The organism is Wenzhouxiangella sp. XN201 (assembly GCF_011008905.1).
Classification (GTDB): Bacteria; Pseudomonadota; Gammaproteobacteria; order Xanthomonadales; family Wenzhouxiangellaceae; genus Wenzhouxiangella.
The window spans coordinates 1829714-1846074 of the sequence record NZ_JAAIVI010000017.1 but is presented as its reverse complement, the minus strand read 5'-3'; the positions used below and the strand labels follow the sequence as shown (position 1 = coordinate 1846074).

The 16361-nt window shown below is 61.8% G+C and carries 11 protein-coding genes and 6 tRNA genes; 16 read left to right on the top strand and 1 reads right to left on the bottom strand.

The window, feature by feature from the left end; translation table 11 throughout:
- Positions 1–379 precede the first annotated feature (379 nt).
- The 13 genes from G4Y73_RS08750 (at position 380) to G4Y73_RS08690 (ending at position 10552) form a co-directional block, all read left to right on the top strand.
- Positions 380–1663 carry a sialidase family protein gene (locus tag G4Y73_RS08750; RefSeq protein WP_164231152.1) on the top strand — a complete coding sequence of 428 codons (1284 nt, stop codon included), beginning with the start codon at positions 380–382 and terminating at the stop codon, positions 1661–1663.
- Between the two features lie 42 nt (positions 1664–1705).
- A tRNA-Pro gene (locus tag G4Y73_RS08745) sits at positions 1706–1782 on the top strand.
- A 14-nt stretch (positions 1783–1796) separates the two neighbouring features.
- Positions 1797–1873 (top strand) — tRNA-Arg (locus G4Y73_RS08740).
- Between the two features lie 68 nt (positions 1874–1941).
- Positions 1942–2017 (top strand) — tRNA-His (locus G4Y73_RS08735).
- A 5-nt stretch (positions 2018–2022) separates the two neighbouring features.
- Positions 2023–2098 (top strand) — tRNA-Lys (locus G4Y73_RS08730).
- A gap of 67 nt (positions 2099–2165) precedes the next feature.
- Positions 2166–3449 carry a trigger factor gene (gene tig, locus G4Y73_RS08725; protein ID WP_164231151.1) on the top strand — a complete coding sequence of 428 codons (1284 nt, stop codon included), beginning with the start codon at positions 2166–2168 and terminating at the stop codon, positions 3447–3449.
- Positions 3446–4051, top strand: coding sequence for an ATP-dependent Clp endopeptidase proteolytic subunit ClpP (gene clpP, locus G4Y73_RS08720; RefSeq protein ID WP_164231150.1), 606 nt, complete (start codon positions 3446–3448; stop codon positions 4049–4051). Before tig ends, clpP begins: the two co-directional genes overlap by 4 nt.
- 60 nt (positions 4052–4111) lie before the next feature.
- The gene (clpX, locus tag G4Y73_RS08715) at positions 4112–5371 is read left to right on the top strand and encodes an ATP-dependent Clp protease ATP-binding subunit ClpX (protein WP_164231149.1); all 1260 of its coding nucleotides are present in this window, start codon (positions 4112–4114) and stop codon (positions 5369–5371) included.
- A 142-nt stretch (positions 5372–5513) separates the two neighbouring features.
- On the top strand, positions 5514–7934 hold the full coding sequence (gene lon, locus G4Y73_RS08710) for an endopeptidase La (protein ID WP_164231148.1): 2421 nt from the start codon (positions 5514–5516) through the stop codon (positions 7932–7934).
- Between the two features lie 199 nt (positions 7935–8133).
- Positions 8134–8406, top strand: coding sequence for an HU family DNA-binding protein (locus G4Y73_RS08705; RefSeq protein WP_164231147.1), 273 nt, complete (start codon positions 8134–8136; stop codon positions 8404–8406).
- 14 nt (positions 8407–8420) lie between these two features.
- A tRNA-Val gene (locus G4Y73_RS08700) sits at positions 8421–8496 on the top strand.
- A 6-nt stretch (positions 8497–8502) separates the two neighbouring features.
- Positions 8503–8579 (top strand) — tRNA-Asp (locus G4Y73_RS08695).
- Between the two features lie 65 nt (positions 8580–8644).
- Positions 8645–10552 (top strand): SurA N-terminal domain-containing protein, encoded by a 1908-nt coding sequence (locus G4Y73_RS08690; protein ID WP_164231146.1) that lies wholly within the window; start codon positions 8645–8647, stop codon positions 10550–10552.
- 87 nt (positions 10553–10639) lie between these two features.
- On the opposite strand, the gene G4Y73_RS08685 is transcribed toward G4Y73_RS08690, so the two are convergent.
- A complete protein-coding gene (locus G4Y73_RS08685) occupies positions 10640–11425 on the bottom strand; it encodes an enoyl-ACP reductase (protein WP_164231145.1) in 786 nt (261 codons plus the stop codon).
- Between the two features lie 140 nt (positions 11426–11565).
- Between G4Y73_RS08685 and G4Y73_RS08680 the strand changes: the two genes are divergently transcribed.
- Genes G4Y73_RS08680 through G4Y73_RS08670 form a run of 3 tightly spaced genes read left to right on the top strand, consistent with a single transcriptional unit; the run spans position 11566 to position 16360 of the window.
- Positions 11566–12210 (top strand): TetR/AcrR family transcriptional regulator, encoded by a 645-nt coding sequence (locus G4Y73_RS08680; RefSeq protein WP_164231144.1) that lies wholly within the window; start codon positions 11566–11568, stop codon positions 12208–12210.
- Positions 12207–13283, top strand: a complete 1077-nt coding sequence (locus tag G4Y73_RS08675; protein ID WP_164231143.1) for an efflux RND transporter periplasmic adaptor subunit — start codon at positions 12207–12209, stop codon at positions 13281–13283. Before G4Y73_RS08680 ends, G4Y73_RS08675 begins: the two co-directional genes overlap by 4 nt.
- The gene (locus tag G4Y73_RS08670) at positions 13280–16360 is read left to right on the top strand and encodes an efflux RND transporter permease subunit (RefSeq protein ID WP_164231142.1); all 3081 of its coding nucleotides are present in this window, start codon (positions 13280–13282) and stop codon (positions 16358–16360) included. The genes G4Y73_RS08675 and G4Y73_RS08670 overlap by 4 nt, the downstream gene beginning before the upstream one ends.
- Position 16361: the final 1 nt, after the last annotated feature.

The following is a 16361-nucleotide window of genomic DNA, read 5'->3' as shown; positions in this document are numbered from 1 at the left end:
CCGAAGGGCAAGCCCGCGCAGCGGGCGCAGCCATCCTTCCGGGCGCGCCAAACAGAGAAGAGGCCCTGTCCCCGGACGGGGCTTTTTCGTATCCGAAGTTCCGATTCGAACCTCCGACCAATAGACAATTCGGTTCGAACCGAGCGCCGCAGGCGCGAGCTCGCTGAAGCGCGCAGCGCTTCAGGCCGAAGGCCAAGGCCGCGTAGCGGCCGCAGCCATCCTTCCGGGCGCGGGCGCTAAGGCTTCAGGATTCAGGGTTCAGGGTTCAGGGTTCAGAATTCAGGATTCAGGATTCAGGGTTCAGGGTTCAGGAGCCGGTGTTCGGGGGACGCAGTTGTAGTACCTTAATTGTGAATCCGAACCACGCGATACGAACCTAATGATCCCCTCGCCCCGCACGATCCGCTCAGTTGCTCTGATGCTGTCGCTGGTGTCGATATCCGCGGCCTTAGCCGCTGCGGAAATTGAAGAACTTGAAAGTCCCGCAGGGCCCGGCAGCCTGGCACCGTCATTCGCCCCCCTCGGCGACAACCGCCTCGTCCTGACCTGGCTGGAACCGGTCGAGAACGGTCATGCGCTGAAATTCTCCGTGCTCGATGAATCCGGCTTCGGCGCGGCAGAAACAATAAGCCAGGGCGAGGGCTGGTTCGCCAACTGGGCTGACACGCCGGGTCTCTTCGTCCTGCCCGGGGGTGACTGGGTGGCGCACTGGCTGGTCAAATCGGGGTCTTCGACCTATGCCTATGATGTGGTCATGGCGCGTTCGACTGATCGGGGACTGAGTTGGAGTGAGCCGGTGTCGCCGCACGATGACGGCACTCAGACCGAGCACGGTTTTGTCAGCTACTACGCGGCCTCGGCGGACCGGGTCGGCGTGGTCTGGCTCGACGGCCGAAATACCGGGATGGCGGAAAGCGGAGACGGCGGTGAGGGTCACGATGGACACGGGGGAGGCGGTGCCATGACTCTGCGAACGGCCGAGCTGGATGGTTCCGGGCTCGAGAAGACGGACGAACATCTGCTCGACGCACGCGTCTGTGATTGCTGCCAGACTGCTTCGGTGGTGTCGGCGGACGGCCCGGTTGTGGTCTATCGCGGCCGCAGCATGGACGAGATCCGGGACCACTACGTGGTTCGGCAAACGGCGGATGGCTGGAGTGAGCCCGAGCGACTCCATGCCGACAACTGGCGCATCGGTGGCTGTCCGGTCAATGGTCCCGCCATGGTGGCGGACGGTGAGCGAGTCGCCGTGGCCTGGTTCACCATGCCCGATGGTCAACCCGCCGTCCGGGTGGCGATTTCCGCGAACAGTGGCCGCATCTTCGAGCCGGTCGATGTGCTGGGTGAGGGGACAGCGCTGGGACGTGTCGATCTGGCCTTGTCCGGATCGGGGTTCGTGTTGTCCTGGGTTGATCAGGCTGACCGCTCCGGCGTGCTGCGCCTGGCTGGCTACGACTGGCAGGGGCAGCAGCAGTGGATGGAGCGCATCGACGGTCTGAACGCCGGCCGCGCGAGCGGTTTTCCGCGACTGGGCATCGGGCAGGGTTGCCGGCCGGTGGTGGCCTGGACCGGAACGAACGACGGCGAACGTCGGGTGCGTGTCGCTCGCCTTTCTGCCCGGGCTGGATGCCCGGAGACACCTAAAGCACCGGGAAGCAGTTGACCGCTCCGGGGCGAGTCCTTAATATTGATCGGCTTGGAATGCCGGGGTGTAGCGCAGCCTGGTAGCGCAACTGCTTTGGGAGCAGTAGGTCACAGGTTCGAATCCTGTCACCCCGACCATACCAGGGCTCCGAGCGCCCGTAGCTCAACCGGATAGAGCATCGGCCTTCTAAGCCGGCGGCTGCAGGTTCGAGTCCTGCCGGGCGCGCCAACCCATTACTGAACGGGTTATAATGGAGGATTACCGGCCGCGGGTCGGTTAAGACAATTTGTTCGATGGTGGGCGTAGCTCAGTTGGTAGAGCACTGGATTGTGGCTCCAGAGGTCGCGGGTTCAAACCCCGTCGCTCACCCCACCCGAGGGCCGTTAGCTCAATTGGTAGAGCAGCTGACTCTTAATCAGTAGGTTCGGGGTTCGAGTCCCTGACGGCCCACCATTCCCGAGCCGGACGGTTTTGCCGACCGGCTTCATTCAATACAGACAGACATTTCAAAGACACCAATATGCAGGTATCCGTAGAAAAGACCGGCGATCTGGAACGAAAGCTGACCGTTCAGGTGCCCGGCGACAGCATTGACAGCAAGGTCTCCGGCCGTCTCAATGAACTGCGTCGCCAGGTGCGGCTCAAGGGCTTTCGGCCGGGCCGCGTGCCGATGAACATCATCCGGAAGCGCTATGGCGATCAGGTGCGCGAGGAAATCCTGCAGGAAGTGATGCAGTCGAGCCTGCAGGAGGCCATCGGCGAGCAGGAAATGCGCGTGGCCGGCGTCAATCGCATCGAACCGAATCCTGCCGAAGGCGGCGGCGATTTCGAATTCACCGCCGACCTCGAGATCTTCCCGGAAATGCCCGAGATCGACGTGGCCGACATGGCTGTCGAGCGGCCCGAAGTCGAGGTGTCCGAGGAAGACGTCGACGAGATGATCGAGACCCTGCGGGAGCAGCAGAAAACCTGGAATGCGGTCGAGCGTGCCGCACAATCGGGCGATCGTGTGCAATTCGGTTACGTAGCCGAACTCGACGGTGAGCGCATTCCGGAAAAGGGCGAACACGAGATCGCGCCGATCATCGGCGAATTGGCCGCCTTTCCGGAGTTGGAACCGCTGCTCGAAGGCGCCACCGCGGGCGACGAGAAGGAAGCCGAGTTGACCTTTCCCGACGCCTATCGATTCGAGAGCCTGGCGGGCAAGACGGCGCAGGTGAAGCTGCGTATCAAGGCAGTCGAGGAACCGGAATTGCCCGAGGTCGACGATGCGTTCGCCGATAGCTTCGGCGTTGACGGCGGCGTCGAGCAGTTGCGGGCCGACGTGCGCAAGAATCTGGAACGCGAAATGCGCCAGGCGGTCAGTAACCGGCTCAAGCAGGCGGTCACCGATCAACTGGGCGAGCGTTACGGTGCCATCCCGCTGCCCGAAAGTGCCGTGCGACAAGAAGCTCAGCAGATGCAGGCGCAGTTGCAGCAGCGTACCGGCCAGCAGCCACCCCCGGCCGAGCAGTTCCGGGACGGGGCTGAAAAGCGCGTTCGCCTGGGCCTGCTGCTGGCCGAGATTGCCCGCCAACACGATATTTCGATCGACAGGGGCCGCGTCCAGGCCAAGATCGAGGAAGTGGCCGAGACCTACGACCAGCCCGAGCAGGTCATCGAGCTGTACCGCTCCGAGCCGCAGCTGATGGACCAGATCGAGAACATGGTGCTCGAGGACCAGGTGGTCGACTGGGTGCTTGAAAACGCATCGGTCAGCAACAAGACCATGTCATTCAAGGAACTGATGGGTCAGCAGCAATGAATGAAAAAGCGCTCAATCTAGTGCCGATGGTCGTCGAGCAGTCCGCACGCGGCGAGCGGGCCTACGACATCTACTCGCGCCTGCTCAAGGAGCGGGTCATCTTCATTGTTGGCCCGATCGAGGACTACGCGGCCAACCTGATCGTGGCTCAGCTGCTCTACCTTGAGTCGGAAAATCCCGAGAAGGACATCAACATCTACATCAACTCGCCGGGTGGCTCGGTGACGGCGGGCATGGCCATCTACGACACCATGCAGTTCGTAAAGCCGGACGTGGCGACAATGTGTGTCGGCCAGGCGGCGAGTATGGGTGCGCTGCTGCTGGCCGCCGGCGCGCACGGCAAGCGCTACGCGCTGCCGAACTCGCGCGTGATGATTCACCAGCCGCTGGGCGGATTTCAGGGCCAGGCCTCGGATATCGACATCCATGCCCGCGAAATCCTCAAAATGAAAGACACGCTAAACCGCATTCTGCAGCACCACACCGGGCAGGATATGGCGACCATCGAGAACGATACCGACCGCGACAAGTTCATGGCGGCCGAGGAAGCGCGCGATTACGGCCTGGTCGACGAGGTGATGAGCAGCCGCCATACACAATGACCGGACGCGATTTCGGTTAAACTCGGGTTCTGTGAGCAGAACCGGGAAGATTCAGGGACCATGAGCGAATCCACCAGCGACGGCAAGATCCTTTACTGCTCGTTTTGCGGGAAGAGCCAGCATGAGGTGCGCAAGCTGATTGCCGGCCCGAGCGTCTATATCTGTGACGAGTGTGTCGAGCTGTGCAATGACATCATTCGCGAGGAGCTCGAGGGCGCGACGGAGGGCGAGCGCGAGAATCTGCCCACGCCGCACGAAATTCACGAGTTTCTCGACAACTACGTCATCGGTCAGCAGGCGGCCAAGAAGGTACTGTCTGTGGCCGTGTACAACCACTACAAGCGGCTCGAGTCTTACAAGCACCGAGACGATGTGGAGCTGGCCAAGTCCAATATCCTGCTGATCGGCCCGACGGGCTCGGGCAAGACCCTGCTCGCCGAGACCCTGGCACGCATGCTCAATGTGCCGTTCACTATTGCCGATGCCACGACGCTAACCGAGGCCGGCTATGTCGGCGAGGATGTCGAGAACATCATCCAGAAGCTGTTGCAGAAATGCGACTATGACGTCGAGAAGGCGCAGCAGGGCATCGTCTACATCGATGAAATCGACAAGATCTCGAAGAAGGCCGAAAACCCTTCGATCACACGCGACGTTTCCGGTGAGGGCGTACAGCAGGCCCTGCTCAAGCTGATCGAGGGCACCATGGCCTCGGTACCGCCGCAGGGCGGGCGCAAGCACCCACAGCAGGAGTTCCTGCAGGTCGATACGCGCAACATCCTGTTTGTCGTCGGCGGCGCCTTTGCCGGCCTGGACAAGGTCATCCAGGAGCGCTCGCAGTCGGCTGGCATCGGCTTCCGCGCCGAAGTGCGTGATCCCGACTCCGGCGACGTCTCCAGGCTGCTGACCGAAGTCGAACCCGAGGATCTCATCCGTTACGGCCTGATTCCCGAGTTCGTCGGCCGTCTGCCCGTAGTGGCGACCCTTTCCGAGCTTGACGAGGACTCCCTGGTGCGGATCCTCACCGAGCCGAAGAATGCCGTGGTCAAGCAGTTCCACAAGCTGTTCGAAATGGACAATTGTGAACTCGAAGTGCGCGACGACGCCCTGCATGCCATAGCCCGCAAGGCCATGGCGCGCAAGACCGGCGCCCGCGGGCTTCGCACCATCATCGAAAATGTGCTGCTCGATATCATGTACGACCTGCCCTCGACCGATAACGTCACCAAGGTTGTCATCGACGAGGCGGTAATCGACGGCGAGTCCGCGCCCTACCTGATCTACGAAAGCCAGCCACAGCGCGCCGGCGCGGAATCCTGACCCGTCCGGGTTTCGGGAGCCTCGGAGGTTCCCTGGACCGGACCGGTGCTTGAATCGGGCCGGCCCGGCGCCAATATTCCATATCAGTCCGATTCACACGTGACGGGCCGATAAGCGGCCCGCACCTACTCAGAGAGTTTTCATGGCCGCTCAAGACGTCAGCAATCCCAATGAAGCCCGCCAGCCCACGCCGGTATTGAGCCTGCGTGATGTGGTGGTGTATCCGCACATGGTCATTCCGCTTTTCGTGGGGCGCGAACGTTCGGTGCGTGCGCTTGAGGAGTGCATGAATGTCGACAAGCAGATCCTGCTGATCACCCAGAAGAACCCCGAGACCGAGGAGCCGGGGCCGGAGGACCTGTTCGACTGCGGCACGATCGCCACCGTGCTGCAAATGCTGCGACTGCCCGACGGGACCACCAAGGTGCTGGTCGAAGGTGTCGAGCGTGTTGGCGTCGACTCGCTCGATGACAGCGGTGAGTATCTGTCCGCACGGTTTTCGCGCCTGGAAGGCGAGTCCGATGACGATTCGCGCACCCTGGACGTGACCACGCGCAGCCTGGTCAACCTGTTCGAACAGTACGTCAAGCTCAGCCGCAAGGTGCCGCCGGAGCTGCTGACGACGCTGTCGGGCATCGAGGATCCGAGCCGTCTGGCCGATACCATCGCTGCACACCTGGCCGTGCGCATCGAGGACAAGCAGCGGGTGCTCGAGATCGCGCCGATTGCCGAGCGCATGGAGTTCCTGATGGGGCTGATCGAAGGCGAAATCGACGTCCTCAAGCTGGAGAAGCGTATCCGCGGCCGCGTCAAGAACCAGATGGAGAAGAGCCAGCGCGAGTACTACCTCAACGAGCAGATGAAGGCCATCCAGAAGGAATTGGGTGACCTCGACGAATCAGGCAATGATCTGGGCGATCTTGAGGCGAAGATCGAGAAGGCCGGCATGCCCAAGGAAGCGCTGGAAAAGGCCAAAAGCGAATTCAACAAGCTCAAGATGATGTCGCCGATGTCGGCCGAGGCGACGGTGGTTCGCAACTACCTCGACTGGATGCTGATGCTGCCCTGGAAAAAGCGCAGCAAGATCAGCCATGACATCAAGGGTGCCTCTGACATCCTGGAGGCCGACCACTACGGGCTCGAGCGGGTCAAGGAACGCATTCTCGAGTACCTGGCCGTGCAAAAGCGCGTCAAGAAACTGAAAGGCCCGATCCTTTGCCTGGTCGGTCCCCCGGGTGTGGGCAAGACCTCACTGGGACGCTCGATTGCCCGCGCGACGGGGCGCAAGTTCATTCGCATGAGCCTCGGCGGCGTGCGCGACGAAGCCGAGATCCGCGGTCATCGCCGGACCTACATCGGGTCGTTGCCGGGCCGTGTACTGCAGAGCCTGAGCAAGGCCGGCAGCCGCAACCCGCTGTTCATGCTCGATGAGCTCGACAAGATGTCGATGGACTTCCGGGGCGATCCGTCCTCGGCGCTGCTCGAGGTGCTCGATCCCGAACAGAACAACACGTTTTCGGATCACTATCTGGAAGTCGACTTCGACCTGTCGGAAGTGATGTTCGTAGCCACGGCCAACTCGCTGAACATCCCGGCGCCGTTGCTCGACCGGATGGAGATCATCCGAATCCCCGGCTACACCGAGGACGAAAAGCTCAACATCGCCATGCGCTACCTGCTGCCCAAACAGCTCGAGCAACACGGACTTGAGAATGGCGAGATGCTTCTGAGCGAAGCGGCGATCGTCGACATCATCCGTCACTACACGCGTGAGGCCGGCGTCCGTAATCTCGAGCGCGAAATCGCCAAGATCTGTCGCAAGGTCGTCAAGGAGCTCAGCCTCGACGAGAAAATGACCAAGCGGCTGGTAACCGTCAAGAACCTGGACAAGTACCTGGGCGTGCGCCGCCACCGGTATGGCCGGGCCGAGGAGCAAAACGAAATCGGCCAGGTCACAGGTCTGGCCTGGACCGAAGTCGGTGGCGAGCTGCTGCAGATCGAGGCGAATGCCGTGCCCGGCAAGGGCAAGCTCACCCATACCGGCCAGCTCGGCGACGTCATGAAGGAGTCGGTGCAGGCCGCACTGTCGGTGGTGCGATCGCGCGCTGCAGCCCTGGGCATCGATGAGAACTTCTACCAGAACCGCGACATCCACATTCACGTGCCCGAGGGCGCTACGCCGAAGGATGGCCCGAGTGCGGGCATCGCCATGGTCACGGCGCTCGTCTCGGTGATGACCAATGTGCCTGTGCGTGCCGACGTGGCCATGACCGGGGAGATCACACTCCGCGGCAAGGTGCTACCCATTGGCGGACTCAAGGAAAAATTGCTGGCTGCGCTACGTGGTGGCATCAAGGTGGTGATGATTCCCGAGGAGAACGTCAAGGATCTCGCCGAGATTCCCGATCGCATCAAGAAGGACCTCGATATCCGACCAGTCCAGTGGATCGACGAAGTGCTTGATCTGGCCCTGGCCGGCCGGCCGGCCGCGAGTGAGGCCGAGGGGGGCGAGCCGGGCTCGCCTGGCCGCGATTCGGCTGAAAGCGGAGTGCGCCCGCACTGATTCACCCCGGAAGCGTTGCCAATCGGGCCGATTGCGGACTTTTTGCCGGCTCTCCTATTGATGCGCCGGGTCGGCTGATATACCATCGATGACCAACAGACGGCTGGTTGCTGCCCTTGGGGGTCGACTCACGCAGCAGCGCGGGGACTGGCCGCTGCCACCCACCATGAACATAAAATTGTCTGGAGCGACATAAATCATGAATAAAACCGAACTTGTTGAAAGCATTGCCACAGATTCCGGCCTCTCCAAGGCGGACGCTCAGCGCGCCCTGGATGCCACCATCGGCTCGGTCACCAAGGCACTCAAGAAGGGAGACACGGTGTCCCTGGTCGGTTTCGGCACCTTCTCGGTGAAGAAGCGCGCCGCCCGTACCGGCCGCAACCCGGCCACCGGTGAAACCATCCAGATCAAGGCGTCGAAAACTCCGTCATTCAAGGCTGGTAAAGGCTTCAAGGACGCGATAAAATAACGGGCTTGTGCCCGGGGTGCTTAGCTCAGCTGGGAGAGCATCGCCCTTACAAGGCGAGGGTCGGAGGTTCGAGCCCTCCAGCACCCACCAGGACAAGGAGTGGTAGTTCAGTTGGTTAGAATACCGGCCTGTCACGCCGGGGGTCGCGGGTTCGAGTCCCGTCCACTCCGCCACTGATCAACAGGGCGCCCTCGGGGCGCCCTGTTCATTTCCGAAACAACCGGGATCTTAAAGGAACATGCTTCAGGCCATTCGTGATCGTGTAACGGGGATCGTCGCCATCTTTGTGCTCGGCCTGCTGGCCGTTCCCTTTCTGTTCTTCGGTATGGAAAGTTACATGGGCGCCGTGCCGCAGGATGCCGTGGCGACCGTCGGTGACGCCGAGATCAGCACCAGTGAATTTCAGACTTCGTTCGCTCGCTATCGACAGCAATTGCGAGCGCAGCAGGGCGATGATTACAACGAGATTGCCACCAATCAGCCGGCCCAGCGCCGCGAGCACCTGGAGGGCATGATCGATCGGCTGCTGCTTCGCCAGTATGCCGAGGAAATGGGGCTCCGGGTTTCGGACCGGGAGATCGCGCAGTCTATTCGCGATATTCCCGCCTTCCAGATTGACGGACAGTTCAACCCGGATGTCTATCGCCAGACGCTGCAAGGCGCTGGTGAGACGCCTGGTAGTTTCGAGGCCAGTCTGCGTGACGATATACAGACCAGCCTGCTGCCTGCAGCGTTGAGCGAGTCGGTCATCGTCACCGAATCGGAAGTCGATCGCATGATTCGTCTGCAACAGCAAAACCGACAGGTGACGCTGATCGATGTCGATGCCGAGCCCTTCCTCGACCAGGTGGAAATCAGCGAAGACGACATCGAAGCCTATTACCAGGACAATCTCGAGGCATTTACCACTGAAGAACAGGTCAAGCTCGCCTATGTCGAGCTGCGACCGGAAGAGATGATCGAAGAGGTCAGTTTGAGTGAGGAGGAGCTGCGCCAGCGTTACGAGGCCGCGAGCCAGCGCTACCTGACGCCGGAGTCCCGCCGCGCCTCGCACATCCTGATCGAATCGGGTAATGAGAGTGACGATGAAAACTCGGCGCAGGCGCGGGCCGAGCAATTGCGCGAACGCATCGAGCAGGGTGAATCATTCAGCGAACTGGCGCGGGAACATTCCGATGATTTCGCTTCGGCCGATCAGGGCGGTGACCTGGGCTGGATCGAGCCCGACGACATGGTCGAGGCCTTCGAGGATGCCCTGTATGCGCTGGACGCGCCGGGTGACGTGTCCGAGCCGGTGCAGACGAACTTCGGATGGCACCTCATTCGGCTCGAGGAAATCCGCCCGCCGGAGGGCATGAGTTTCGAGGAAGCCCGCAGCGAGATACTCGACGAGTACCTGCAGCGCCAGCGTGAAGATCTTTATTTCGAACTGTCCGAGCGCATGGTTGATCTGGTCTATGCCGACGACAGCACGCTCGAACCTCTGGCCGAGGAACTGGATGTGCCCATTCGGGAAACCGAGTGGTTTACCCGGGCCGGCACCGACGAGGGCATCGCGGCCAACCCTGAGGTGGTCGAAGCGGCATTTTCGGATCTGGTGCTGATCGACGGAGCGGTGTCCGATCCGATCGAGATCGAACGCAATCACATGGTCGCCATCAAGGTTGCAGAGCATCGCCCCTCCGAGCCACGCCCGCTCGAAGAAGTGGCCGAACAGATCCGTGAACGGCTGCAGAACGAGCGCGCTCAGGAATTGGCGCGAGAGCAAGCCGAAGGGCTCAGGGAACGGATCGCCTCGGGTGAGACCACGTTCGAGTCATTGGCCGACTCCGAGGGCGTCGAACTGGTGCAGCTCGACTCGGTTGGCCGTAACGATTTCCAGCAGGGTCCAAACTTCGTGCAGGAGCTGTTCCGCCTGCCGGACCCGGGTGATGAGCCGAGCCTGCATGTGCTTCCCCGCCTGGGCGGCTATGCCGTCGTAAGGCTCGAGGCGGTTCAGCCGGGCGATCCGTCGGCAACTGGAGAAAGCGAACGTGACCTGGTCCGTCGCCAGCTTCAATTCATGCGCATGAACGAAGAAGTGGAAGGCCTGCTGACGCGGCTGCGCGAACAAACCGATATCAACGTGATTGAAGACAGGCTCTAGCCAGCAATTCTGAAGTGTTTAGTGTTAAGAAAAAGCCGGGCATCGCCCGGCTTTTTTGATTGTGCGCGCAGTAGCTCTCAGGGTCTTCTATTCGAGGCCGGCCATGCCGACGATGTTGTACCCACAGTCGACGTAGGTGATTTCTCCGGTGATGCCGGCGGCGAGATCCGAGCACAGGAAGGCAGCGGCGTTGCCGACATCTTCAGTGGTGACATTGCGCCGCAGCGGCGAGGTCTCCTCGACGTGGTCGAGCATCGCCCGGAGCTTGGATACTCCCGAGGCTGCCAGCGTCTTGATCGGGCCTGCGGAAATGCCGTTGACACGGATGCCGTCCTTGCCCAGTCCATGCGCCAGGTAGCGGACCGAGGCCTCGAGCGAGGCCTTGGCCAGACCCATCACGTTGTAGCTTGGCATGGCACGCGCCGCGCCGAGGTAGCTGAGCGTCAGCAGCGCGCCATTGCGGCCTTTCATGAGATCGCGCCCGGCGCGGGCGAGCGCTGGAAAGCTGTAGGCTGAAATATCATGTGCGATGCGGAAGCCTTCGCGATCGATCACGTCGGCGAACTCGCCTTCAAGCTGCTCGCGCGGCGCGAAACCCACGGCGTGAACGATGATGTCGAGTTCGCCCCATTGCTCGCGAATGGCATCGAAAACCGCCTCGATCTGTTCGTCGCTAGCGACATCAAGCGGCAGAACCAGCTTCGATCCAGTCTGGTCGGCGATCTTTTGGACGCGGGACTCAAGCCTTTCATTCTGATAGGTATACGCCAGTTCCGCGCCTTCGCGGTGCATAGCCTCGGCGATGCCCCATGCGATCGATCGCGGGCTGGCGACACCGACGATCAAGGCCTTCTTGCCTTCCAGCATGCCCATATTGATGACTTCCTCGGTTGTTTGTGTAAGAAACGCCGGTGATTGTACCGGCCCGGCACGAAGCTGTCTCGTCATCGACGTCCGTCGTGGTACACTCTCTCGACCGACCGTTCGGTCAGTTACAGGAAGGCAGCACATCAATGAGTTCCAGCAACGCACCAGTGAGTGCCTCCAGCGGGCGATCCCGCCTGCTCGATGCGGCCGCCGCCGAGTTTTCGGCCAGCGGCTATGCGGGCGCCTCCATAGCGGCCATCGCCCGCCGGGCGGCGGTGAGCAAGTCGACGGTCTTTCACCATTTCGAGTCGAAGGAAGATCTCTATCTGGCCGTCATCGGCGAAGCGGTTGCGGACTTCACCAAGCGGCTCGAGCATGTCCTGGCGCCCGATCTGGACGGCCCGCAGGCACTCGAAGGATTTCAGCTCGAGCATCTCAGGCACCTGCGATCGCATCGGCAGGTTGCCCGCCTGATCATGCGCGAGTTACAGGATCCCGCGCTTGAGCGGCGCAAGCCCCTGATCATGGAATTGCTTTCGACCAACTACACCCGCCTGGTCCGATTCATCGAGCAGTCCCAGGCCAGCGGACGGCTGCGCGAGTCGCTCGATCCCAACGTGGCTGCCCTGATGATGTTCGCGGTCAACGCCTTCTATTTCCAGCATGCTGATGATCTGGCCAGGCTGCCCGCAGCAAATATCGACGGCAACGACGAAGGATTCGCGCGGGCCGTTATCGACATTCTTTACGACGGGCTCGCGCCGCGCGAGTCGGATGGAGACCGATCATGAATCCCAGACTGATTGCATTGATGCTCCTGGCGCTGACCCTTGCCGCCGCCTGTGACAGCGAAGAGGAGAGCGGCTCGGAGGAACGGGCCACACCCGTGACCGTCACCGAGGTCCGCAGCGAGTCGGTCGAGCGGGTCGAGACTTCGATCGGTCGTCTGCGGGCGAATACGGCGCCCGCCGTGTCGGCCGAAACGGGAGGACGCATTGCTTCGATTCTCGTCGACGCAGGGGACGAGGTCGAAGCCGGCGAGGTGCTTGCCGAGATCGAACCGGAAGTGCAGCAGATTTCGGTTAATTCCGCCCGCGCCGAAGTGCGTCGTTTGGATGCGTTGCTCGAGAACGAACGTCGCCGGGTCGAGCGTCTGAGTGATCTCGCCCGGCAGCAGTCGGTAGCGCAGGACCAGCTCGACGAGGCGCGTACTGCCGTCGAATCGCTCCAGGCCCAGCTCGAGGCCGCGCAGTCGCGCCTGGAAGATGCCGAGTACAACCTGCGCCAGACACAGGTGCTGAGTCCGGTCAGCGGCCGTGTCCAGGCCCGACTGATCAGTGACGGCGATTACGTCAGTGCCGGCACCCGGCTGTTCGAACTGGTTTCGACCCAGGCTTTGCGCGCGTTCCTGCCGCTGCCGGAGCATCTCCAGGACCAGGTCGCGATCGGGCAGCCGGTTCGCCTGGCGATTCCGGCCCGGCCGCAGGACCAGGTCCTGGCCGAAGTCACCGACTTGCGGCCGGTGGTGGGCGAGGCATCGCGCGCCATCGAACTGATCGTCGATCTGGATAACCCCGGCCACTGGCGGCCCGGTGGCTCGGTTACCGCCCAGGTCATTCTCGAGCAGCACGAAGGGCTGGTGGTTCCGCCAGCAGCCGTGGTGCGCCGCCCGGCCGGGATTGTGGTCTACGTTGTCGACGGTGAACGCGTTCAGGAGCGAACGGTTGACACGGGGCTGAGGGGCACTGGCTGGATCGAGATTGCCGAGGGGGTCGAGGCTGGCGAAACCGTTGTGGTCGACGGTGCCGGATTTCTGACCGACGGTGCACGTATCGCGGTCGAGACGGATAAGGACGCCTCATGACCCTGCCGGAGCTCTCGATTCGCCGGCACGTGCTGGCCTACATGATCTCGGCGGTGATGGTGCTGTTCGGCCTGATCGGTTTTCGCAGCATCGGCGTTGATCGCTTTCCGGAAATCGAGTTTCCCCTGGTTTCGGTGACGACTGTGCTACCGGGGGCCAGCCCGGAAATTGTCGATGCCAGCATCACCAATATTGTCGAGGGATCGGTCAATAGCGTCCCCGGGATCGACTTTATCCAGTCGACCTCTTCGCCGGGTGTGTCGCAGGTGCTGGTGACTTTCAACCTGGCCAAGGACATCGACGTGGCCTTCAACGAGGTCCAGGCCAAGGTCAACCAGGTACTGCGTGAGCTGCCCGAGGATGCCGACCCGCCGGTGGTCGCCAAGGTCGAGGCCGGGGCCAGTGCCATCATGTGGCTGTCGCTGCAGGGCGACCGTACCCTGCAGCAACTCAATCAGTACGCCAACAACGTCGTTCGCAAGCGGCTTGAGACCATCGACGGGGTCGGCGAAGTGCAGATCGGCGGTCGGCGGGCGCGTACCATCCGGGTCGAGATTGATCTCGATCGCATGGCCGCGCTGGGGGTGGCGGCCGGGGATGTGCGCAATGCTTTTGCCAGCGAGCATGTCCAGTATCCGGGCGGCTTTCTGGTTTCGGGAGAAACCGAGGCCCTGGTCAAGCTTGATCTCGAGTTCCACTCGCCCGAGGAACTCGAGGAAATGGTCATCCGCCACGTCGACGGTGCACCGGTACGTCTGTCCGATTTCGCCGAAGTGGTCGACGGCCTGGCCGATTACCGCTCGGTGGCGCGCTTCATGGGCGAGCCGACGGTTGGTCTGGGTATCGTCAAGATTTCCGGTACCAATACCGTGGCCATCGTCGAGGAGGTCAAACGGCGCCTCGAAGAAGAAATCATGCCGCAGTTGCCGCCGGGCATGAGCATCCAGATTGCGTCCGACGATTCCGAACTGATCGAGGAGATTGTCCAGGCGCTCGAGGAGCATTTGCTCGAGGGGACGCTGCTGGCCGCGCTGGTGGTGTTGTTCTTCCTGCGTACCTGGCGCGGGACGGTGATCATCGCGCTGGCCATTCCGGTTTCCCTGCTGGCCGCGGTGGCCGCGATCTACATGCTCGGCTACACATTCAATACGATGACGCTGCTTGGGCTGTTACTGCTCATCGGCGTCGTGGTTGACGATGCTATCGTCGTGCTCGAGAACATATACCGTTTCCGCGAGGAAGAAACGCCCGATCCGATCGAGGCGGCAATCGGTGGCAGCAACCAGGTCTTTTTCGCCATCATCGCCACCACCCTGACGCTGGTGTCGATCTTCGCTTCAGTGATCTTTCTCGGCGGCATCATTGGCCGATTCTTCGAATCCTTTGCCGTCACCGTCACCGTGGGGGTGCTCGCTTCGGCCGTCGTGGCGCTGACGCTCACGCCGATGCTCAGTTCGCGCTACCTGCGCGTGCGACGCAAGGGCGAGGAACACGGTCGCATCTATCATGCACTCGATCGCTTCTTCGAGGGCATGAACGACGGCTATCATCGACTCCTCGATTGGACTCTGAATGCCCGCTGGCTGGTACTGGCGATCGCCCTCGGTATTGTGCTCAGTTCGTTCTTCTTCCTGATCGACATCGACAAGGAATTAGTGCCCGAGGAGGACGAGAGCCGGTTTGTCGTCTCCTTCCGCGCGCCTCTGGGGACCGGCATCGAAGCCACCGATGACTACCTGCGTCAGATCGAACAGGTACTCGGCGCGCACTCGGAGATTCGTACCTATTTCACTGCCATTGGCCTGGGCGCCGCCGGCGAGGTCAATCGCGGCATCGCCTTCGTGCGCATGGTCGAGCGGGGAGAGCGCGATATCAGCCAACAGCGCTTTCTCGATCGAATCCGCGCCGACCTGGCGCGCATTCCCGGCGTCATGGCCTTTGCCGCACCGCCTTCTTTCGTCGGCGGTCAGCGCGGCGATCCGCTGCAATTCGTGGTCAGTGGCCCCGACCTGGAGGAAGCCTCCAGGCTGGCCGAGGAGATGAAATCGCGACTCGAGGCGATCGACGGCATGGGGCCACTCGATCTCGATCTTCAGCTCGATCTGCCCCAGCTCGACGTCGAGGTCGATCGGGTACGTGCGGCCGAAGCTGGTTTGTCTTCGTCCGAAATCGCCTTTGCCGTCAATATGCTCGTCGGCGGCATCGACATCGCCCGCTACAACGATGAGCCGGGCGACGGGGAGCGCTACGATATCCGGGTCAAGGCGCGTGAGGGACAAGTCGCGAAACCGGCCGACCTGAACAAGATCTACCTGAGAACGCGAGAGGGATCGCTGGTGCGCTTTGACTCGCTGGCGCAGGCCGAAGAAACCGTGGGACCGGCCGTGATCACGCGCTTCGACCTCAATTACTCGGCCAATTTCTACGGCAATCCGGAAATTCCGCTGGGACAAGCTGTGGACGAGATCAACCGTATCGCCGACGAGGTCCTGCCGCTCGGCTACGGCGTGGCCTACAAGGCCCAGGCGCGGGAATTCCAGCAGACCCTGCAGTACGTGCTGTTCGCCTTCGTACTGGCGATCATCCTGGTGTTCATCGTGCTGGCCAGCCAGTTCAATTCCTTCATCCAGCCGTTGATCGTCATGACCGCACAGCCGTTGGCAGTCATCGGGGGGATTTTGCTGCTGTGGCTGACCGGCAATTCACTCAATATCTACTCGATGATCGGTATGGTGTTACTCGTAGGACTGGTGGCGAAGAATTCCATCCTGTTGGTGGACCTCACCAACCAGTTCCGCGAGCAGGGGCAGGGCGTCGATGAAGCGCTGCGCAATGCCTGCCCGATTCGCCTGAGGCCGGTACTGATGACCTCGCTGACGGTGATCCTGGCCCTGACGCCGCCGGCGCTGGGTTTTGGTGCCGGCGCAGACACCAACGGGCCACTGGCCATTGCCGTCATTGGCGGCATGCTCAGTTCGACCCTGTTGACCCTGGTCGTTGTGCCGGCTACTTACTCGTTGATCGAGCGCTATTTCGATCGTCGGCAGGGTGGACGCAGGATTTCACAGGAGACATGAC

Excerpts from the sequence above, each read along its gene's own strand:
- G4Y73_RS08685 (WP_164231145.1), bottom strand. The coding sequence starts at position 11,425 with ATGGGCATGCTGGAAGGCAAGAAGGCCTTGATCGTCGGTGTCGCCAGC.
- G4Y73_RS08690 (WP_164231146.1), top strand. The coding sequence starts at position 8,645 with ATGCTTCAGGCCATTCGTGATCGTGTAACGGGGATCGTCGCCATCTTT.
- tig (WP_164231151.1), top strand. The coding sequence starts at position 2,166 with ATGCAGGTATCCGTAGAAAAGACCGGCGATCTGGAACGAAAGCTGACC.
- clpP (WP_164231150.1), top strand. The coding sequence starts at position 3,446 with ATGAATGAAAAAGCGCTCAATCTAGTGCCGATGGTCGTCGAGCAGTCC.
- G4Y73_RS08705 (WP_164231147.1), top strand. The coding sequence starts at position 8,134 with ATGAATAAAACCGAACTTGTTGAAAGCATTGCCACAGATTCCGGCCTC.
- lon (WP_164231148.1), top strand. The coding sequence starts at position 5,514 with ATGGCCGCTCAAGACGTCAGCAATCCCAATGAAGCCCGCCAGCCCACG.
- clpX (WP_164231149.1), top strand. The coding sequence starts at position 4,112 with ATGAGCGAATCCACCAGCGACGGCAAGATCCTTTACTGCTCGTTTTGC.
- G4Y73_RS08680 (WP_164231144.1), top strand. The coding sequence starts at position 11,566 with ATGAGTTCCAGCAACGCACCAGTGAGTGCCTCCAGCGGGCGATCCCGC.
- G4Y73_RS08670 (WP_164231142.1), top strand. The coding sequence starts at position 13,280 with ATGACCCTGCCGGAGCTCTCGATTCGCCGGCACGTGCTGGCCTACATG.
- G4Y73_RS08750 (WP_164231152.1), top strand. The coding sequence starts at position 380 with ATGATCCCCTCGCCCCGCACGATCCGCTCAGTTGCTCTGATGCTGTCG.
- G4Y73_RS08675 (WP_164231143.1), top strand. The coding sequence starts at position 12,207 with ATGAATCCCAGACTGATTGCATTGATGCTCCTGGCGCTGACCCTTGCC.